This window comes from Arsenicicoccus bolidensis DSM 15745 (assembly GCF_000426385.1).
GTDB classification, from domain to species: domain Bacteria; phylum Actinomycetota; class Actinomycetes; order Actinomycetales; family Dermatophilaceae; genus Arsenicicoccus; species Arsenicicoccus bolidensis.
This window is the reverse complement of the sequence record NZ_AUFG01000027.1, coordinates 32,048-50,897: the sequence shown is the minus strand read 5'-3', so window position 1 is coordinate 50,897 and position 18,850 is coordinate 32,048. Positions and strand designations below refer to the sequence as shown.

19 protein-coding genes are annotated in these 18,850 nt (G+C 67.9%); 5 read left to right on the top strand and 14 right to left on the bottom strand.

Translation table 11 applies throughout. The features are described from left to right. The coding region (locus K313_RS24275) for a hypothetical protein (RefSeq protein WP_205621875.1) at positions 1-522 on the bottom strand (522 nt) is incomplete at its 3' end. 402 nt (positions 523-924) lie between these two features. On the opposite strand from K313_RS24275, the gene K313_RS0113990 reads away from it, so the two are divergent. Further along, positions 925-2,634 carry an N-6 DNA methylase gene (locus K313_RS0113990; protein ID WP_029212132.1) on the top strand — a complete coding sequence of 570 codons (1,710 nt, stop codon included), beginning with the start codon at positions 925-927 and terminating at the stop codon, positions 2,632-2,634. Next, positions 2,631-3,569: a hypothetical protein gene (locus K313_RS0113985; protein ID WP_029212131.1), complete on the top strand. Its 939-nt coding sequence runs from the start codon at positions 2,631-2,633 to the stop codon at positions 3,567-3,569. The genes K313_RS0113990 and K313_RS0113985 overlap by 4 nt, the downstream gene beginning before the upstream one ends. Positions 3,570-3,817: 248 nt before the next feature. Here K313_RS0113985 and K313_RS0113980 read toward each other — a convergent pair whose 3' ends face one another. From K313_RS0113980 to K313_RS0113940, 8 genes are all read right to left on the bottom strand, one after another. Continuing rightward, on the bottom strand, positions 3,818-4,111 hold the full coding sequence (locus K313_RS0113980) for a hypothetical protein (protein ID WP_029212130.1): 294 nt from the start codon (positions 4,109-4,111) through the stop codon (positions 3,818-3,820). A 50-nt stretch (positions 4,112-4,161) separates the two neighbouring features. Then, the gene (locus K313_RS0113975) at positions 4,162-4,764 is read right to left on the bottom strand and encodes a hypothetical protein (protein ID WP_029212129.1); all 603 of its coding nucleotides are present in this window, start codon (positions 4,762-4,764) and stop codon (positions 4,162-4,164) included. 32 nt (positions 4,765-4,796) lie between these two features. Continuing rightward, positions 4,797-5,624 (bottom strand): ParA family protein, encoded by an 828-nt coding sequence (locus tag K313_RS0113970; protein ID WP_029212128.1) that lies wholly within the window; start codon positions 5,622-5,624, stop codon positions 4,797-4,799. An 82-nt stretch (positions 5,625-5,706) separates the two neighbouring features. Next, on the bottom strand, positions 5,707-6,186 hold the full coding sequence (locus K313_RS21195; protein WP_029212127.1) for a single-stranded DNA-binding protein: 480 nt from the start codon (positions 6,184-6,186) through the stop codon (positions 5,707-5,709). Positions 6,187-6,289: 103 nt separating this feature from the next. Then, positions 6,290-6,640 (bottom strand): hypothetical protein, encoded by a 351-nt coding sequence (locus tag K313_RS0113960; protein ID WP_156911405.1) that lies wholly within the window; start codon positions 6,638-6,640, stop codon positions 6,290-6,292. Between the two features lie 131 nt (positions 6,641-6,771). After that, positions 6,772-6,993 carry a hypothetical protein gene (locus tag K313_RS0113955; protein WP_029212125.1) on the bottom strand — a complete coding sequence of 74 codons (222 nt, stop codon included), beginning with the start codon at positions 6,991-6,993 and terminating at the stop codon, positions 6,772-6,774. Positions 6,994-7,580: 587 nt separating this feature from the next. Then, positions 7,581-8,033 carry an E3 binding domain-containing protein gene (locus K313_RS24905; RefSeq protein ID WP_029212123.1) on the bottom strand — a complete coding sequence of 151 codons (453 nt, stop codon included), beginning with the start codon at positions 8,031-8,033 and terminating at the stop codon, positions 7,581-7,583. A 964-nt stretch (positions 8,034-8,997) separates the two neighbouring features. Then, positions 8,998-10,059, bottom strand: a complete 1,062-nt coding sequence (locus K313_RS0113940; protein ID WP_029212122.1) for a YeiH family protein — start codon at positions 10,057-10,059, stop codon at positions 8,998-9,000. Positions 10,060-10,146: 87 nt separating this feature from the next. On the opposite strand from K313_RS0113940, the gene K313_RS0113935 reads away from it, so the two are divergent. The 3 genes from K313_RS0113935 to K313_RS0113925 all read left to right on the top strand — a co-directional run bounded on the left by K313_RS0113935 (position 10,147) and on the right by K313_RS0113925 (position 14,802). After that, the gene (locus tag K313_RS0113935; RefSeq protein WP_016996892.1) at positions 10,147-11,052 is read left to right on the top strand and encodes a LysR family transcriptional regulator; all 906 of its coding nucleotides are present in this window, start codon (positions 10,147-10,149) and stop codon (positions 11,050-11,052) included. Between the two features lie 123 nt (positions 11,053-11,175). Next, a complete protein-coding gene (locus K313_RS0113930; RefSeq protein WP_029212121.1) occupies positions 11,176-11,748 on the top strand; it encodes a recombinase family protein in 573 nt (190 codons plus the stop codon). Positions 11,749-11,835: 87 nt separating this feature from the next. After that, on the top strand, positions 11,836-14,802 hold the full coding sequence (locus K313_RS0113925) for a Tn3 family transposase (RefSeq protein WP_029212120.1): 2,967 nt from the start codon (positions 11,836-11,838) through the stop codon (positions 14,800-14,802). Here K313_RS0113925 and K313_RS0113920 read toward each other — a convergent pair. The 5 genes from K313_RS0113920 to K313_RS0113895 form a co-directional block, all read right to left on the bottom strand. Further along, entirely contained in the window at positions 14,779-15,897 is a 1,119-nt protein-coding gene (locus tag K313_RS0113920) for a hypothetical protein (protein WP_029212119.1), read from the bottom strand. The genes K313_RS0113925 and K313_RS0113920 overlap by 24 nt on opposite strands. Next, positions 15,897-16,229, bottom strand: coding sequence for a hypothetical protein (locus K313_RS0113915; RefSeq protein ID WP_029212118.1), 333 nt, complete (start codon positions 16,227-16,229; stop codon positions 15,897-15,899). The genes K313_RS0113920 and K313_RS0113915 overlap by 1 nt, the downstream gene beginning before the upstream one ends. Positions 16,230-16,340: 111 nt before the next feature. Then, positions 16,341-16,553: a hypothetical protein gene (locus tag K313_RS0113910; protein ID WP_029212117.1), complete on the bottom strand. Its 213-nt coding sequence runs from the start codon at positions 16,551-16,553 to the stop codon at positions 16,341-16,343. 427 nt (positions 16,554-16,980) lie between these two features. Beyond that, complete coding sequence (locus K313_RS0113900) at positions 16,981-17,427, bottom strand: hypothetical protein (protein WP_029212115.1); 447 nt, start codon at positions 17,425-17,427, stop codon at positions 16,981-16,983. A gap of 63 nt (positions 17,428-17,490) precedes the next feature. After that, positions 17,491-18,543: a hypothetical protein gene (locus K313_RS0113895; protein ID WP_029212114.1), complete on the bottom strand. Its 1,053-nt coding sequence runs from the start codon at positions 18,541-18,543 to the stop codon at positions 17,491-17,493. Positions 18,544-18,850 lie beyond the last annotated feature (307 nt).

Genomic DNA, 18,850 nt, shown 5'->3' with positions numbered 1-18,850 from the left:
GTCGGCGTGCAGGGCGGGCCCGGAGTCGTTGGTCACGCTCGCCCGGTTCATGGCCAGCTGACCGCCGATGTGCGCCCGAATGATACGGACCTGAGCGGCCACTTCCGTGCCGGTTAGGGAGACGTCGAGACGAACGTGAGATTTATCCAAGTCCAAGTGTGCGAGCGCGCTATCGGAAAGGGTGAGCTGAACGAGAGAGCAACCCTTCGCATAGATGCCATCGGGAAAATGACATCTGCGAAAGGTCACCGGGATGCCCACCTGGACGTACTCCAAGTCGAGAGGCCCCGCAATCCGTGCCCCGACGACTACGAGGCCACGGGGATCCGTGTTCTCGGGTGGTCGAAGTAGAACCTCACGAACAGCCGAGGCCGGCACGAGGGCTCGACCTGGGCCGTCCTGGACCGAGCCGAGGCGAACTGAACCAGCAGCGACCCATGACGTGACATCGACCTCGCTGCCGTCGCTCAGGGCTGCTCGAAGCTGCTCGACCCAGGCATGCCGTGTCTCGACCTCCTCCACCCAAGGATCATGGCATCCCATGCGCCGCGACGGCGTCGACGCCCGGCCCAAGCGGGGAGGTCCAAGGAATTTGTGGACACTCCACAACGGGAGAGAAGCGATCCACATCCGATCCTCACCGAGCGGGTGGAGGTGGCCAGCCACGGAACTGCTCTCCGCCGCAAGTGACTTCGCCCATCGAGAACACCGCGTTGAAGAAGGGCGCCAGGCCCTCCGAGAACGTCGCCAAGTCGACGGTCACTCTGCCGCCCGAGAAGGTCGCCCCCTCGAAGAACACTACGTCCTAAAGATGTTCGAGGTCGCTATCTCGGGTCCTGAGCGTTCCCTCCGGCCGAGTAACCGAGGCGACCCGCGCGGGCCGCTACGTCATCGCCCTGTCGTTGCATAGGCCAAACTGGGACGGTGAACGCCGCTGAGCAGATCGACACCGCCGCATTGAGGAAGGCCCGAGGGGCCTTCTTTACCCCCCCTACAGTCGCGGACTACGTCGCGCGGTGGGCTGTGCGCGCGAGCACCGACCGGGTACTCGAGCCGTCATGTGGCGAGGCGGCGTTCCTGCTCGCCGCCCACCAGCGGCTCACGGCCCTGCCCACCGACGATGGGGAGGGAACCCTCGATGGCGTCGAGCTGCACGACGCATCCGCCCGGGCCGCCCGCACGATCCTGCGTCAGGCCGGCGCGCAGGCACGGGTCCGCGTCAACGATTTCTTCGCGGTCGAGCCGACGCCCTCCTATGACGCGGTGATCGGCAACCCGCCGTACGTCCGCTACCAGGACTTCGCCGGCCCCGGCCGTACGGCCTCACGTCAAGCCGCGCTGCGGGCCGGCGTGGCTCTGACCAACCTGGCCTCCTCGTGGGCAGCGTTCACCGTGCACTCCGCCTTGTTCCTCAAGCCCGGGGGCCGGCTCGGGCTCGTGCTTCCCGCCGAACTGCTGTCGGTCAACTACGCCGCACAAGTACGTGAGTTCTTGATGCGACGCTTCGCCCGCGTCCGCCTCGTCCTGTTCAACGAGCGCGTCTTCCCCGGCGTCCTCGAAGACGTTGTGCTGCTCCTCGCCGAAGGCACCGGAGGCACCGACCACTGCGAGCTGCTACAGGTCCAGGACGCTGATGCACTCGACCAGCTCGACCCCGATACCGCAGCCCTCTGGACCCCGACCACGGCCAGCGGGAAATGGACCTCCGCCCTGCTTCCGACAGCCAGCGCCAGCGCGTACGCATCCGCGCTGGCCAGCGCGGACACCACGACTTTGCACACCTGGGGCGAGACCACACTGGGCATGGTCACCGGCGCCAACAAGTTCTTCACCCTCTCCCCCGAGCAGGCCGCCGCGCGTGGCCTCACTACTGAAGAGCTGCTACCCCTGAGCCCGCCCGGTAGCCGCCACCTGCGCGGCCTGTCGTTCACCACACAGATGCGCGCCGAGCTCGGCCGCACCGGCTCCGCCACACTGCTGTTCCGACCGAGTGGTGATCCAAGCCCCGCCGCCCAGGCCTACATTCGAGAAGGCGAGAAGCAGGGCGTCCCCAACGCCTATAAGTGCCGCGTACGTACGCCCTGGTGGCGGGTGCCGCTCGTCGCTCCCGCCGATCTTCTCCTGACGTACATGAACGCCGACACCCCGCGACTGACCACGAACGCCGCTGGCGCACGCCACCTCAACAGCGTCCACGGGGTCTACCTCACCGAAGAACACCGCGAACTCGGTCGTGAGCTCCTGCCCCTGGCCTCCCTGAACTCGGTCACACTCGTCGGCGCCGAGATCGTCGGACGTGCCTACGGCGGCGGGATGCTTAAACTCGAGCCGCGCGAGGCGGACGACCTCCCGGTGCCCGCGCCCGCCGGCGTCATCAGGTGCGCCGAGGATCTTCGCGCGATCCGGCCCCGTGTCCGCGACCACCTACGGGGAGGCCACCTCCTCGACGCGGTCCGCCTCGTCGACCAGGCAGTCTTGCGCGAGGGCCTGTCGATGCCGGCCGCCAACGTCAGCGACCTCGAGCAGGCCTACGCGATGCTCGCCGCACGTCGCCGGGCCCGCGGCACCAACGCCAAGGACCGCATCTCCCCGCACGCAATGGTCGTAGCCGGACGCGGACAGGGTGACGCGTGAGCAAGGAAGACGCACTCACCGCCTTCGACGCGGAACTCGCCGCCACCCCTGCCAATGACCCATGGCTGCACCAAGAAGGCGAACCACCCCGGTACGGGCCGGACTATGACCTGCTCGGCCGGCTCCTGACCTACCCGATTCGCAGCGGCAGCGTGTCCGAGTCAGGACGCTTCGCCAAGGGCATCGACGCCTGGCTCGCCCACGAGCTCCGCCGCGGCGGCTTCCTCGCCGACGAAGTCTGGCCTCGAGCTACCCGCCCCCGGGTCCTACCCCGCGACGTCGTCCTCTTCATCGACAAGCTCCCCCGGCGCCTCGCCGACCAGGTACGACCCCACCTGGAACGCGTCACCTCCGTTGCACCGGCTGACGCCCGCGTGCTGGGGCGGGCCTACTACAAGCAGATCGACGTCTGCATCGCCCGCTGGGACCGCGGGCCCGAGCTGCTGCTGAGTACCAAGGCGCAAGTCTCCTCTTTCGGCAAGAACCTGCCCAACAGGTTCGAGGAGGCCTACGGCGACGCCGCGAACCTGCGCGGCCGATACCCCCTAGCCGCTACCGGTTTCTTCTTCCTCCAACGCGACACCATCCTGACCACGGAGAAAGAAGCCTGGGAACGCACCAAAGACATGATGAGCAAGCTCCGTGACACCGACGGCCGGGGCGGCTACACCGCTACCGGGCTCGCGCTCGTCCACTGGGACGATGACCTCCCCCTCTCCGAGCAGGAGGTCATCGTGAACGTCGACGACGTTCCCCCATCACTGCGACCAGACCAGTTCCTCGACGCCATGATTCACCAAGTCCTCGACGTCACCCCCGTCACCCAGCACGTCGACGTCCGCCAGCTTCGCGAACGCCGTCACCTTCCGCTACCCACCCCCCCGGGCACCACCGATGACACTCCGGACAACACCAACCCCCCATCAGACTCTTAGGCCCCTGGCCCACCCGCGTCAGCCCACAGGCGCGTTCCTGACAGCCACACCGGCCGTAGCCGGCTGAGGAAAGACGGGCTGGTGAGGACGGGGGTGGAGCGCCCTACCGCCAGGGCGTCAAGCCCCCAGGCGTCACCACCGACCCGAGAGACCACCGAAAGAAGCCAGGGCGGGGACACCCGTAGCCGGCCCGGCCACACGTCGCGACTACTTGTGGTGGATGACGGGGCTATTCGCAGCCGGTACGTCTAGAACCGCCTACGGGCTTCCTCGACGGCGGAGCACAAGGCGTATTCGAGCGTCCCTGCCGGGTCCATCAGCAGTAGCCGCGCCATGACGTCGTCGGCCTGGTCGACTTGCCGGGCGACGTCGCCCCAGCTGATGCCGGACTGGCCCAGGATAAAGGCCACCTCGCGCACCAGGCCGCCCACGTCCTCGAGGTAGGCCGCCTGCCTTCCGTTGCTTCGGCCCCCGCGACGCGTCGCGTGCAGCCGCTGAGCCGTTTCCCGCACCGCCTGGCGCTGAGGATCGACGCCGCCCATAGCCTGCCCCCCTTCATCATTGGTCAATGCTGCCTATATGGTCTATCAAGTCAACGCACGAGTCGGTTGGGCAGGCGCGGAGGGGGTGTGGGCAGCGTGCCGCCGTTCCTGCTAAGTGCGGCCGCGACCGCCTCCTGCAGCGCTTCGCCGCACCAGGCGCTATCGGAGGGCCAACGGCCGGCCTGGCGGTCGGCGGTGATAGCGGCGCGCATTCGTTCCACCGTGGCCGTGGGGATGCTGAAGGACCGGGCGGCGCCCGTGCGCTCCTGGGCTCGCCCCTTGGGCGTCGCGTGCTCGGCCCGCTGCTCGGGGGTCTTGGCTGCGTAGGCGCTGATCGCAGCGGCGATCCACCGTGCGAACGAGTCGGCCTGGCCGCCGTTGGTCCAGTCAGCCAGATAGCCGGCCTTCGCCTGGTTGAACTCGTCGGGTGTGAGGTAGATGCCCAGGCGCACGGTTTCTCCGGCAGCCGCGGCGCGCGTGGCCGGGCTCTTGGCCGCCGGCGGCTCCTTTCGTGCGCCCGCGGTCGCCAGCTTGCTTTCGTCGGCGGCCGGCAACGAGTCGCGAGGGGGTGTGGGCGGATCGGTGTTGGTCGCGCCGGGATCGTGTGCGATGGCTGCGCGGTTGCGGTCGCGCAAGCTGCGGCGAGTGGCCATGGTGCCTCCTACGTCTAGTTAGTCTGTGCGTTCTATCGCTGCTCGCGTGCGGCGTGCACCGGCTCGGCGTACTCCTGGCGCGTCCGTTGGGCGTCTGCGGTAGTCAGCACATCGCCGCCGATGATGGGCCTCAGCGCCGCCTCGTAGTCATCAGCGATCCCCGAAGCTGGGGCGTACACGCTGACCGGCATTGCGGACGTGTAGGCGTCGCGGGCCGCGACCGCCTCGCGCACCGGTGAGGTCACGCGGCCGGGGTGCTGCTCGCTGAGCAGGTCGACCACGTCCCGGTCGAGCAGACGACGCGCGTCATAGCGTGTAGGGACGATCCAGTGCACTTGCTGGCCTGGTTTCATCCGGGGTGCGATCCGCTGGGCGATGACCTGCACGAGCCGATCCAGCTGGTCGTAGGCCTCGGTCTCGCACGCCACGGCGGCCACCACCACGTCCGCGGCCGCGAGGGCGGCCAGGGTGACCAGCCCGAGCGCCGGCGGTGTGTCGATCACCACGTCGTCCCACTCCCCCGCCACCTCAGGCAGGTGATCGCGGAGTGCCGTGATCACCTCGGGCCGGTGGTCCAGGTCGGCGAGGTCGTGCGTTCCCGCAAGCACGCTGGCTCCCGGCACACTTGGAGCCGCCACCGCAGCCTCGGGCGCCGACGCCTCCGCGGTGAGCACGTCCACCGCTACCGCAGACACCTCGGTGTCCTCGGTCACGCCCAGCCGGGTCGTGAAGTTGCCCTGCTGGTCCAGGTCGACGGCCAGCACTCGGCGGCCGCGCCGTGCCAGCGCTGCGACCAGCTCAGCGGCCGTCGTGGTCTTCGTCGAGCCGCCTTTGGACAGGGCGACCGCGTACACAGTCATCTCGGTCAATCTCCTTAGGTGTGCGGTCTTGCGCGACGACCGGGGGGCCGCTGCGCGCGACTCCCCCGGTCCGGTGACTGTTTCAGGCCTCGACGGCCTTCGGCCAGTGCCCGGTTTCCTCCGCGTGCGCTCCGGCGTCCTCCACGTCCGTCTGGCCGCAGATGCGGCACGTCGGGTGCGATCCGTCCGACGCCTCGCTGGCCCGGGTCGCCTTGGTGGCGCGCACGGTGTGGTAGCGCAGGCTGAACGCCACCTCGTCGGCCTTGACGTGCTGAGCGATCCGGTCCTCACCGGTCTCCTTGTCGGTCCACCGATCCGTGACGATGCTGCCCGTGACGTGCACGCGGTCGCCCTTGCCGCAGGACTCGACGATGTTCTCGGCGAATCCACCCCAGGCCTGGACGCGGTAGACGTTGGGCTCGGCGTCCTCCCACCCGTCGCCGCCTTCGGTGCGGCGGCGCCGGTTCTCAATGACGGTGAACCGGGCGACGGGACGCCCGCTCGAGGTGACGCGAAGGTCGGGGTCTGCGGCGAGGTTGCCGGCGAAGACGATCGTGCTCATGGTTACCTCCTGGTGATGTGAGGGTGTGGTCTGTCGTGTTGATGGATTCAGTATGGTCTAGTTGGTCAATAAGGTCTAGCAGGTCTGTGCAGGTCTTTTAGCGTCACTCCGCTGCGGCGTAGGTCCATCCTCGGGAGCGCGCGAGGGCGATCGCTCCGCGGGAGAGTACGCCCGGGCAGTCTGAGCAGGTGGCCAGGTCCGCGATCCGGTGCAGCGATCCCTCGAGCTCGTCTGCGCAGTAGGCCGGGCCGTGGACGGCAGCTAACGGGTCCCCGCAGGACGCGCATCGGGGCGGGTGGGACCGCCGCAGGGTGCGCCGGGCTTCGCTCAGCCGGTACATCGCCTCACTGGCCTGTCGCGGCTTCATCCTCGCGGGCACCTGGTCGGCGGCCTCCGGGCGCACGCACGCATCGAGGGCCAGGAGCGCCAGCGTCAGCGCATCCTCAGTCGTCATGGTCATGGCTCGTTCCCCCTCGATACTCTCGGCATCGATATCCTTGTGGTGGCGGATCCGGCTGGTTACCGGTCGTCGTGTTGATCACCGCCCCTCGGCGCAGCCCGTGCGCCGAGGGGCGGTGGCGTGTGTCAGGCGAGCCGCCTCGGCGGCCGGCTCGAGCCGGTGCGGTGCTCGAAGCCCGGCCCCCCGCGTAGCACCTTCTCCCCCAGCAACTGCGCGGCGTCCGTCGCGGCCTCCGCGGCTCGCACGAGGGCGTCGTGGCCCCGCAGCGTGTCTCCGCCGCGCACAAGTTCCTGAGCGGCATGCAACTCCCGCTCGGCCTGCCCCATCGAGTCCTGAATCCTGCACATGGCGCTCCCTCCACTGGTCGGGTGGTTAGCCCGAGTAGTCTGTCGTGTTGATACTGCTAGTATGTCTAGTTAGTCAAAATGGTCTAGCATGTCTAGATGGTTCTTTTCGTCGATCGTGTGAGTTGGTGAGTAGTCGCGACGCGTGACCGGACCGGCTACGGGCGCCCCCGCCCGCAGCCCTTTTCGGGGGGTCTCCCGGTTCGCTGGTGACGCCTGGGGGGCTTGACGCCCGCGCGGGAGGGCACTCCACCCCCCGTCCTCACCAGCCCGTCTTTCCCCAGCCGGCTACGGTCGGTATGGCCGGTGGCTTGGCCTCCGGCGATTGGGCAAGCGCCGCGACCATGTCAATGGTGTGTAGTTGGTCCATGCGGTCTAGCCGCGCGAGGACTGCTGAGGGGGGGGGCGGCTCGGGCCGCGTCATGGATGCCGTTGACGTCCAGGCCGAGATCGCGCTCCTGCCGCAGGGCCTGCTCGAGCTCGTCGGCAGCGTCGGTCCGGTTCCGCCTTGCGGCGGCCTCCCGCTGCTGCTCGTGCTGCATCACGGTCGTGGCCTCCTTTTCGATGCGGTGTGGCCTGTCGGGTGCGCGTCAGAACAGCCGGTCTTGGAAGGTGCCGGCTCCGTGGGCGGTCCGGGTGGTCCCGCCGGCCTCGGGGGAGGCGTAGTCATAGGTCGCTATCTGGACCTCCCAGCGGTCGCGCCAGTCGTCGACGTCGGCGCACACCGCAGCGGCGACGGTGTCGCGGTGCTCGTTGCAGGCCTCGGCCCAAGAGGCGACGACGAACGTTTGGCGCTCCTGGGAGTAGATCTGTCCGTGCACAAGGTGCCAGCGTCCGGCGTCTGCCCTGATCAGGGCCCGGTGGCTTCCCGCGAGGTAGGCGTCGACGTCGGCGCGCGTGACCACGCCGCCGTCACCCGTGCCCGTGACGGCCGTGAGGTCCACGCCCTTGTCCTTGGCGTACTTGCGGACCGGGGGCTTGGCGAGCGCCTTGCCAGGACGGGATCCCGCGCCGTCGGCGACCTCGACCTCGGGTTCGTGCACTCGTCGACGGCGCAGCGGCCGTGGGTTCGGGTTGTGGTGGTCATGATGTCTCCCATTGCTGGACAGTCTGAATAGTCTGTTTAGTCACCCTAGGTCGAAGGGACTAACTGTCCCTGTGTTCTGGGCCTTGGCCGCTGACCACTGTTTCGTCCCGCCCCCTGACGTTTGTCCCCGTCGCGGCCGCACAAGGGTCCCCACGTCAACCCGAAGGGCGGTGGGGGAGAGGAGTTTCGGTGCGAAATAAGCGCAGGGAGGTACGACCGGAGCGCGTGCCGAAAGTCCTTGGAGGAGCCGGCGGCGGAGCCGCTTGACGTGGGGGCCCGTGGCCGCAGAGTGGGACGTCAGGGGGAGGGCGTGAGGTGAGCCGATTCGATGAGTCGAGGGCTACGGGGCTGCTTTTGGCACATCCCGCGGGACTGTCAGATCCGGTCGCCCCCCCTCCCCCCGTGACTGCCCGCGTGAGCGTGCACGCGGGCGCATTCACCGTTCGTGGCCTACGCGACGATCATGGCCCGGGCGGCCGGGGTGCCTCGACGTGCCGCGTGCGTGTTCGTGCGTCACGCCCACGGCGGTGTGAGGAGGTCGGACGGCCACGTCAGCCAGTCTGGCTGCCGCAGCACTCGCTCGGCCGGCGTCGGCCGCAGTCGAGACGAGTCGATGGGCGCCGGGCGCGTTGGCTGGTAGGGGGACCCAGCGTCCCTGGCTGATGGCGCGCAAAAGTGGGGCCGGTGTTTGCTCGAGCTCGCTGGCGAGGCCCCGCGCGGGGGTGAGAAGGACTTCGGAGCGCACAAGTGGGGGTGGCTTGTGAAAAAGTGAATTATCCGACGCTAAGGTTTTGCCTGGCGCCGTAGCGGCCTGTATTTGCCGGGTTTGATGTGGTTGGCGCGGGGCCAGGTGTAGTCACCGGTGAGGTTGATGTGTTCCCATCCCAGGGGTGATAATGACGCCCTGGTGCTGGCCATGTTCAGCCTGCGAAGGTGACTCCGCAGTAGGCGATCGTTGCGACGAGAACGGTGGAGAGTGCGGCTAGGGCGAAGGGCTTGAGGCCCACCTTGACGAGGTTCCGAACCTTGACGCCGCAGCCGAGTCCGAACATCGCTGCAGCCAGCAGTCCTGTCTGCAGCAGCCCACCGGCCATCAGCACGGTGCCCGGCAGAGGGATGAAGGAACGCACGAACACCATCGCGATGAACCCGATGATGAACAGCGGGACGACGGGCGGCAGCTTCGAATGCGACATCTGTTGACCGGGTTCGCCTGCCGTACGGCTGAGACGGCGCTGCCGGATGCTAAGGATGGCCACGACAGGGGCGAGCAGCAGCACTCGGGCGAGTTTGACGATGACCGCGACCGTGAGCGCTCCGCCACCGATGATGCCTCCAGCGGCGACGACTTGCGCGATTTCATGGATGGAACCCCCTGCCCACATCCCGGCCGTCTCGGAGCCCAGGCCAAGCAGGTCCGTGATCAGTGGGACGAGGGGAATCATCAGCGTTCCGAAGATCACCACGAGGGCGACCGCGGTGATGGTGTCTTCCTCGGCCTCGTCGTCCGGATCGGTGACCCCTGCCGCGCCCGCCACGGCTGCCGCGCCGCAGATGGAGAATCCGCAGGCGATTAGCAGCGAGAGCCCGGATGGAACCCGTAGCAGCTTCCCCAGGAGAACGGTGCCGAACAGTCCGCCGGCGACAATGCACACGATGACGACCAGCATCGGGGCTCCGAGTTCGAGGATGTCTGTCAGTACCAGTTGGAGTCCGAGGAAGACGATGCCGGCGCGCAGGAGCTTTTTCGCGGAGAAGTCTATGCCGTCGGAGGCTGCCGCTGGCAGCCGGACGACGTTGGCCAGGAGTACGCCAAGCACGATCGCGATAATGAGCGGGCTGACTCCCGGCAGCAGCAGGCTGACCCCGTACGATGCTCCGGCCGCGGCGAGGCAGAGGACAAGCCCGGGCAGCAGCGCGCGGACTCGGGCAAGCAGCGTGTGTTCCGGTCGGGCGGTCGCAACGTCCTGGGCATGGGTCATGCATCCATCATTTCCTCGGACCGCTCGTGCGAGTAGAGGCAGATACCGTCCGCCATACAAGTTATGCTTGTGCTTGGGAGGCGGAAGATGCGCAACGGGCCGGACTTGGAGGCACTGCGAGCCTTGGCGCTCGTCGTGAAGGAAAGCAGCATGTCGGCGGCAAGCACGCAGTTGGGCGTGAGTCAGCAGGCGGTGTCTCTGCGCATCCGGAAACTGGAAAAAGATTTGCGCGTGCGACTCCTGGTGCGTTCTGCACGGGGTTCGCGATTGACTCCGGCGGGCGAGCTGATTGTCGGCTGGGGAACAACGCTGCTGACGGCGGCCGATGAGTTCTCGGATGCTGTCGATTCGCTCCGCACGGATCGCGGGAAGATGATGCGCATCGCCGCGAGCCTCACGATCGCAGAACACCTCCTACCGGAATGGATCGCCCGGTGGCGCATCTCTCACGGCGATGACGGCCCGGTCGTTCAGCTCACAGCCGCCAACAGCAGCACGGTCGTCGAGGCCATACGCGAGGGAACCGCAGACCTCGGGCTCATCGAGACCCCTGTCGTTCCCGCCGGCCTCCGGTCAGTCACTGTTGCTTACGACACCATCGAAGTCGTTGTGCAGCACGGTCACCGGTGGGCGAAGACCCGCCAGGTGTCCGTTCGTGAACTGGCGGCCACTGGGTTGGTGCTCCGCGAGACCGGCAGCGGCACCCGACGAGCGCTCGAGAACGCCCTCGCCGTGGCGGGCTTTCCACTCGCAGCCGAGCCCGCAGCCGTGCTGACGACCACGCTCGGCGTTCGCAGCGCGATTATGGCCGGCATCGCCCCCGGCGCGCTGAGCTCCCTCGCAGTGTCCGAGGACACCCGTGCCGGCCGACTCGTCCGAGTTCGGATCAACAATCTCCAGATCACCCGCCCGCTCACCGCCATCTGGGCGGGGACGGCTCCGCCGCCTCATGTACGGGACTTCCTGGATGTCATCGCCCGAACTGACCGGTAACGATCGTTTGCGAGACACTCCCACTGACGTTCGAGGCTGCGCGAAAATCCGGGGTCTTATATGTAACGGTTCCCGTGTACGCGCCAATGTAACGGGAACCCGCCTTGGTGATACGTTTTGGTGATGCGAGTCGGATACGGACGGGTCTCCACCCGCGATCAGCACCCCGAAGCCCAGCACGACGCCCTGACTGCGGCCGGCTGCGAGCAGATCTTCCTCGACATGGCCTCAGGGAAACTGGCACGCAGGCCCGAACTGGACAAGGCCCTGCTCTCGGCCAACAGGGCAGGGGATCAGCTTGTCGTCACCAAGCTCGACCGGCTCGGCCGGTCGCTGGAGAACCTCATCGAGTTGTCCAAGACGCTGCAGGAACGCGGTGTGGATTTGGTCGTCCTGGACCAGGGCATCGATACCTCCACAGCGATCGGTCGGATGTTCTTCCAGATCCTGGGCTCGATCGCCGAGTTCGAACACGCTCTGATGTCCGAACGGACCCGTGACGGGCTGGCCGCGGCCCGTGCGCGGGGCCGGACCGGCGGGCAGAAACCAAAACTCGGCCCGCGCCAAGTCAGGCTGGCCCGCGAAATGTATGACGAGAAGGGCCCCGATGGGAAACGGACCCACACGGTAGAGCACATTGCCCAGGAATTCGGCGTCACCCGGCCCACCATCTACCGGCATCTGGCGAAACCATGAGCGGTGCCCGTGCGCTGCAGGTAAATCCGCTGCAGGTAGAGATGGTGTCCCCGTGGGGCGGCAACGTAGCGGCACAGGAAATCTGAGGTGGCCTTGCGTTCCCTGCTCACGGTGGCCGAGCGCGGCCAGATCCTGGCACTGCCCACCGGGACGGAGGACCTTGAAGCCCACTACACACCCAGCGATGGGGACATGTCGCTGATCCGGCAACGCCGCGGGGACGCGAACAGGTTGGGCTTTGCCATCCAGCTGTGCCTGCTGCGCCACCCGGGAATCGCGCTGGCCGAGGACACTGAGGTGGCTCCTGAGCTGATTTCATGGATGGCCTCCCGGCTGGCCGTTTCCATTGAGGCGTGGGACGAGTACGGAACACGTGAGGAAACGCGGCAGGAACACGGACGCGAGATCCGCGCGTATCTGGGCATATCCGCGTTCGGCATCGCGGACTTCCGCCAGCTCGTGGAGCACGTCAGTGATGTGGCCGCACACACGGACAAGGGCCTGCTCCTGGTGAAGAGCGCCATGGACTTCCTCCAGGCACAGAAGATCGCGCTGCCCGGGATCGGGATTATTGAAAGGGCCTGTGCACAAGCGCTGACCAGAGCGAATCGGCGAATCTACGCCACCTTGGGTGAGCAACTGTCCGTGGACCACCGGCAACGGCTCGACGGGCTGCTGCGCCGCCGCCCCGACAGTTCCCTAACGGAAATCGGCTGGCTGCGCCAGGCGCCGTTACGACCGAACGCACGGTCGATGAATGAGCACATCGACCGGCTCACTACCTGGCGTGCGCTGGACCTGCCCTGGGCGGCAAGCCGGCTGGTGCACCGGAACAGGCTGCTCAAGCTTGCCCGTGAAGGTGCCTCCATGACCGCGGCCGATCTGTCCAAATTCGAACCCGCACGCCGATACGCGACCCTCTTCGCCCTGGCCACCGAAAGCATGGCAACCGTCACCGACGAAATCATCGAGCTGCACGACCGGATCATCGGCCGGCTCATCCGAACCGCGCAGAACAAGCACAACCAGACCACCCTGGCATCCCGTTCCACCGTCACAGCCATGATGCGCCTGCACTCGAAGCTCGGGGATGCCCTCTTTGAGGCCAAGGAAAACGGCGAAGATCCCTTCGCCGCGATCGAAACGGCCATCGGCTGGGAATCCCTGGCAACAAGCATCGCCCACGCCAAGGAACTCACCCGGCCAGGCCTCGAAGACCACTTGGCTCTCGTCAGCACCCACTTCACCACGCTGCGCCGCTACACCCCGGCGTTTCTTGCCGTCCTTGACCTCCACGCAGCGCCCGCAGCACACGACCTGCTGGCCGCGATCAACGTCATCCGAACCCTGAACAGCACCGGCGCCAGGAAAATCCCGGACGATGCGCCCACCTCGTTCATCCGGCCCCGGTGGAAACCGCTGGTCTTCACCCACACCGGCCTGGACCGGGGCTTCTACGAGTTCTGTGCCCTCGCGGAACTGAAGAACGCGCTGCGCTCCGGAGACATGTGGGTCACCGGATCCCGCCAGTTCCGCGACTTCGATGACTACCTTCTCACCGGCGCCGCCTACACCGGCATGAAAACCACCGGGAAACTGCCTCTGGTCACGGCCGACGGAAACACCCGATACCTCCAGGACCGGCTGGCCCTCCTTCAGGAACGACTGAAGGAAGTCAACAAGCTGGCCTCCCGCGATGAACTACCCGGGGTGCTGATCACCGGCAAGGGCGTGAGAATCACCCCGCTGGAAACGATCGTCCCCGCGCACGCCCAGCCCCTGATCGACCAGGCCAGTGCCATGTTCCCACGCATCCGGATCACCGATCTGCTGATGGAAGTCGATAGTTGGACCGGATTCACCCGCCACTTCACCAACCTCAAATCCGGCCAGCCGTCCAAGGACAAACAACTTCTCCTCACCGCCATCCTGGCCGACGGAATCAACCTGGGCCTGACGAAGATGGCCGAGTCCTGCACCGGCGTCACCTACGCCCAACTGGACCGCCACCAAGCCTCATACATTCGGGACGAAACATATAGTGCCGCCCTGTCGGAGCTGGTGAACACCCAGCACGTCCACCCCTTCGCCACGCACTGGGGCGACGGCACCACCTCGTCCTCGGACGGGCAGCGCTTCCGTGCCGGCAGCAAAGCCGAATCCACCGGGCACGTGAACCCCAAATACGGTGCCGAGCCCGGACGACTGATCTACACGCACGTCTCCGACCAGTACTCGCCCTTCCACAGCAAACTCATCAACGTCGGAGACCGCGACGCAACCTACGTCCTGGACGGGCTGCTCTACCACGAGTCCGACCTCGCGATTCAGGAACACTACACCGACACGGCCGGATACACCGATCACCTCTTCGCTCTCATGCACCTGCTCGGATACCGGTTCGCACCCCGAATCCGCAACATCGGCGATACCCGCCTCTACACACCCACCAACGATCCGGGGCACGCCACGTTGACGCCGCTGATCGGCGGGACCCTCAACACCAAAACGATCACCGCGCACTGGGACGAGATCCTCCGCCTCGCCGCGTCCATCAAAACCGGCACCGTGACCGCGTCCCTGATGATGCGAAAACTCGGCGCCTACCCCCGCCAGAACGGGCTCGCCACCGCTCTGCGGGAACTGGGCAGACTGGAACGGACCCTCTTCCTGCTCGACTGGCTCCAAGACCCCAACCTGCGCCGCAAAGTCACCGCCGGCCTGAACAAAGGCGAAGCCCGGAACACCCTCGCCCGGGCCGTCTTCTTCAACCGGCTCGGCGAAATCCGCGACCGGTCCTTCGAGCAGCAGCGCTACCGCGCCAGCGGGCTGAACCTCCTCACCGCCGCCATCGTGCTCTGGAACACCGTCTACCTCGACCGCACCATCACCACCCTCAACAAAGACGAGAACACCACAGACCCTGAACTACTGCGGTACCTCTCACCCCTGGGATGGGAACACATCAACCTCACCGGCGACTACACCTGGCCCCGCGCCAACCACATCAAACCCGGCAAATACAGGCCGCTACGGCGCCCAGCGAAACCTTAGCGTCGGATAATTCACTTTTTCACAAGCCACCCCAAGTGTGGCGACGGTGTGCGCGTACTGATCACCGATCTGTGCAAGGGATCTTGCGGTACGGCGCGCGTCCTGGGCCATGCGCGTGATGTTTGGTCGCTGGCCGAGCTCGTCGACGGTGAGCCAGGCTCCCTCGGCGCGGAACTCGACGGTGACGGCCGCGTGTAGGGCGCGGTGTGCCACGTCCTGAGCCGGGGAGGGCCCGGCGCCAGAGACGGCGCGGGGGTTCTGTCGCCAGCTGGTGTCGGCGATCGCCCAGGCCTGGACGGCCTGGGCGAGGCTGCGTGCGGCCGCCTCGGCCGCGCCCTTGTCGATGACGCCCGCGGCCGCGCCGGCTTGCAGGGTCGTCGCAGTGGTCCGGCTGAGCAGTGCCAGGTCGCCGGCGAGCCGCCTTACGGCGTCGCTGGACCGCGCTGCCTCGGTGGGGACGAGCGTCGCCCGTGCTTGCTGCTGCCAGGCCGCCACGGCTGCTGCCAGGCCGGTGTCGCCGGGCCCGGTGAGGGCGACGTCGTCGAGGCTGCTCACTCGCTCGGCCGGCGGGGTGGTCCTGCGCGCGCGCAGGGTGGCGGCGAGGTAGGTCAGCGCCTCCGGTGCTTCCGGCGTCGCAGCGTAGGCGTGAGCGACGTCGCAGTACGCGATGGTGTTGGTGGCGGCCGTCTCGATGGCCGCCGAGAGGCGGTCGAACAGGGCGACCGCGTCGTGGGCCCGGTCGCTGACCTGCTCGGTCTCGCCGTGCAGGAGGTCGGCGACGGCGCCCAGGATGTGGGTCATCCGGTCCAGTCGGGGGTGAGCCGGCTCGGCGGGCGAGGCGGCGCCCTCGCGCCGAGCGATCCCGGTCAGTGCTTCGAGCACGGCCAGGCGCCCGCGCTTGTCCTGCTCGGCTAGCGGCACGGTCCGCAGCGCGAGGATGGAGGCCTTGGCCAGGCCGGGCCACGCGGCGATCTGGGCGTGGGCCTGCGCCTCGGCCGCGGCGCCGCGGGCGTTGTGGTCTTCAGGGAAGGGCTGGATCAGACCCCACGCCTGCGCCTGGGCGTCGTCGACGAGGTCTCCGACCCGGGCGGCCATCAGTGCGCCGTGGCCATCTCGTCGACGGCCCAGCGCAGCTCCACGCGGGCCGGCCCCAGACCCACGGGCCGGTCGGCCGGGTCGATGGCGTCGAGGCGGGTTTCCGCCTCGCGCAGCCAGTCCAGCGGCGAGCCTGCATGCTCCCTCCCCTGCATGGGGCGGGCGCCGGCGTGGAGCATGAGTCCCCCGACGTCGTGCAGTTTGCCCAGAGCGAGCAGGTAGATCTCGGCACCCTCGGCGCCAGCGCCGATATCGCCCGCGACACGCTCGATGGCGCTATCGATGAGTTCCAGGACTTGGTCGAGGACGTCTTGCGTAGTTTCGGTCGTCATGATCCGCAGGCTAACTGCGCTGGTATCGGCGTTCCCGGGCCGGGTCCTGGGTTGTGGATGAGGAGCACTCGAATGCAGGCGCCGTGGTGACCTGTGGACGACCGGTGGCGGTCACACGCCGGGCTCAGTCAACGCCAGGTCGGCCGGGTCGTGCTCGATGAGCGCGTACCGCACGACGCGGCGGCCGTTGATAGTCACCTCCACGCCCCCGTGGGTGTACTCCGGCCGCCATCCCTGCTGCCCGAGGTCGTCGAGCCAGACCTCGAGCGGCATCTCGAGGGCGGGATGCCAGTCCGCGAGGGTGCGCCGGGGTAGGGCACCCATTAACGGGTGGTCATGATGTCGTGAGCCTGGTCCCATCCCACGAGGGCGCGCAGCAGCGCGTTGCGCCACTCCTCGCCCCCGTAGGCCTTGGCCGCTGCGTAGCTCTGCGGGGCATCGCTGCTGGCCGCGACGAGCTGAGCAGCACGCCGCGCGGCGTGGGTGACCTCCTCGCGTTCGCTGGCCTCAGTGGCCGCCGCGAGCGGGGAGCAGGTCCAAGACGTCGGCCAGGCCATCCAGGAGCATGGCCGCGTCGTGCGTGGTGAGGTTGTCGATGCTCATGTTCCCCACGGTAGGCACCCCCAGTGACATACGCGCTCAGAAGGCCGGCTCCTCGGCGCCAGCGTCGCTGCGCCGAAGGGCGTGCGGTGGGCGGGTGGAGTCCGGGGGAGAGAGCTCAGGCCGTTGACGGCACGACCGGCCGCTGTCGTCAGCTGATGCCGAGCTCGATGTGGGCAGCGGCGACGAAGGCGGCGCGTGACTCCCAGGAGTTGCTCGGCTCAGCCCCGGTCCAGGCGTACTCGATGACCTCTGATATCCAACGTGTGGCGGCCGCAGTGGTCACGCTGGTGCATGTGAGCTCCACGTCAGCTAGCGCAGCGCGCAGGTCGACAAAACCGAGGTCCTTCTCCCAGGGGTCGGCGTAGTCCTCAGGACGGACACCGTAAGGATCCGCGAGCTCCCTGTCGGTTGTCTTTCGGTTCTGGGCGTCACCGGCATGCAGGAGAGTGACGATGGCCTGATGCTTGGCGGCGTGAACGCGGCCGCGTTGAGCAGTCTTCTCAGCGCGCTCGGCGGTCTGACGAGCCACGAGATAGTTGCCCGCGAATCCGAGAACCGTGCCGCCCATTGCCCACAGGGCCGAGGTGTCGCTCATGGCTCAGGACGCTACCGCCCACGGTGGGGACCGTCGAAGGGCGCCGGGCGTTGGTGCTTGCTGTCAAAAGGCCGGCGCCTGGTCGACGAGCTCGTCACCGCGGGCGGTGCGGGCAGCGGGTGGGCAGTGAGGGCAGGGGGCGGCGCTGGTCGCGCGGCCGGTGTGGTCGTGGTGGGTGATCCAGCCGTGGCCGTCGCACTCGGGGCGTCCGCATGGCTCGACGCGAGTTCCCGGCGATGGCGCGGCGTTGGGGTAGGCGGGGCCGGTGCCGAGGTGCACGTCTGCGTGGGGGTCGATGCGCTGCAGGAGGGTCTTGAACAGGCCGTAGGGGGAGCGGGGTGGCTGCCAGGTGGGGATGCCTGCAGTCCGGGCCTGGTGGTGGAGCTCGGTGGCGAGGTCGTGGCTGCTCCACCCGCCGTGAGCGTAGGGGGTCAGCTGAGCGGCGAGGCGTCCGGGTCGGGTGTCGTGGGTGAGCCATCCGGTGGCGGGGTGGTGGTGAATGCCGACCGCCAGGGCCAGGCCGGGGGACCTCCGTCGTCGCTGTTGGGCCGCCGGAGGCGGCTCCGTCTGATCGGGCGCGTCAGCGCCCGCCAAGGTGAGTAGTTCTAGAAGGTGAGTGGAAAGGCTTAGCCCCCCTTCGGGGGGAAGGTGGCCGAAGCCGTCTATATGGGGAAGAACCTGTGCATGCTCGCCGGCGCGGGGGATGCTCACACGGGCCCGCTGGCGCGGCGGGCACACCGTCATCGCGTACTGGTTGGGGATGCCCCGCTGCGTGTGGCCAGGGCTGTCAGCGAGCAGGTGGCGACGCTCGTCGCCGGACAGCTCGCGGCCGCGGTACAGCTCGACGAGGATGCCCAGCCGAACGCTGATCGCTCGAGCGCGGCGTACGACGCGCTCCGAGCGGCCCACGCGGGCGGCCGCGACGGTCTGTGAGGTGCGCATGCCCCGACCGGTGGACGTGTCGGCGTCGACGGCGTCGTTGAGCGCGATCGCGGCCCAGGTGTCTACCGCGATGTGCTGGGCTCGGCAGAGCCGCTGCACATAGGGCTGTGCGGCCAGAACCCGGATGACGCGCTGCATGGTGGCGCGCGAGTGCCAGACCGGGACCGCGGCCACCAGGTCACGCGGGGGAGGAGGCGCGGACAGCCCGTTCCGGCGCTGGTGGGCGCTGGTAGCGCGCCGTAGCGAGGCCAGCGACGAGCTCGTGTGGCGCCGGGCGCGGCCCCGCCGCTGGTGCCCGTCCTGGGCCCAAGTGGGTGATTCTGGGCGCGCCGAGGGCTTGGGGGTCGAGGCGTCGGGTGTTAAAGTGGGTAGCACAAAGCCTCCCTTGTCCGAGGGATTCACAACGGGGCCAGCTGTCCACTGGCCTTGACTTCAACGAGAGCCGCCGCGCCAACGGCGGCTCTCGTCATGCAGGGGCTTC

Bases quoted from the DNA above. Each gene is read 5' to 3' on its own strand.
- K313_RS0113980 (WP_029212130.1), bottom strand. From the start codon at position 4,111: ATGGGCGGCGTCGATCCTCAGCGCCAGGCGGTGCGGGAAACGGCTCAG.
- K313_RS0113970 (WP_029212128.1), bottom strand. From the start codon at position 5,624: ATGACTGTGTACGCGGTCGCCCTGTCCAAAGGCGGCTCGACGAAGACC.
- K313_RS0113930 (WP_029212121.1), top strand. From the start codon at position 11,176: ATGCGAGTCGGATACGGACGGGTCTCCACCCGCGATCAGCACCCCGAA.
- K313_RS0113955 (WP_029212125.1), bottom strand. From the start codon at position 6,993: ATGTGCAGGATTCAGGACTCGATGGGGCAGGCCGAGCGGGAGTTGCAT.
- K313_RS21195 (WP_029212127.1), bottom strand. From the start codon at position 6,186: ATGAGCACGATCGTCTTCGCCGGCAACCTCGCCGCAGACCCCGACCTT.
- K313_RS0113960 (WP_156911405.1), bottom strand. From the start codon at position 6,640: ATGACGACTGAGGATGCGCTGACGCTGGCGCTCCTGGCCCTCGATGCG.
- K313_RS0113940 (WP_029212122.1), bottom strand. From the start codon at position 10,059: ATGACCCATGCCCAGGACGTTGCGACCGCCCGACCGGAACACACGCTG.
- K313_RS0113915 (WP_029212118.1), bottom strand. From the start codon at position 16,229: ATGACGACCGAAACTACGCAAGACGTCCTCGACCAAGTCCTGGAACTC.
- K313_RS0113900 (WP_029212115.1), bottom strand. From the start codon at position 17,427: ATGAGCGACACCTCGGCCCTGTGGGCAATGGGCGGCACGGTTCTCGGA.
- K313_RS0113910 (WP_029212117.1), bottom strand. From the start codon at position 16,553: ATGGGTGCCCTACCCCGGCGCACCCTCGCGGACTGGCATCCCGCCCTC.
- K313_RS0113975 (WP_029212129.1), bottom strand. From the start codon at position 4,764: ATGGCCACTCGCCGCAGCTTGCGCGACCGCAACCGCGCAGCCATCGCA.
- K313_RS0113920 (WP_029212119.1), bottom strand. From the start codon at position 15,897: ATGGCCGCCCGGGTCGGAGACCTCGTCGACGACGCCCAGGCGCAGGCG.
- K313_RS0113935 (WP_016996892.1), top strand. From the start codon at position 10,147: ATGCGCAACGGGCCGGACTTGGAGGCACTGCGAGCCTTGGCGCTCGTC.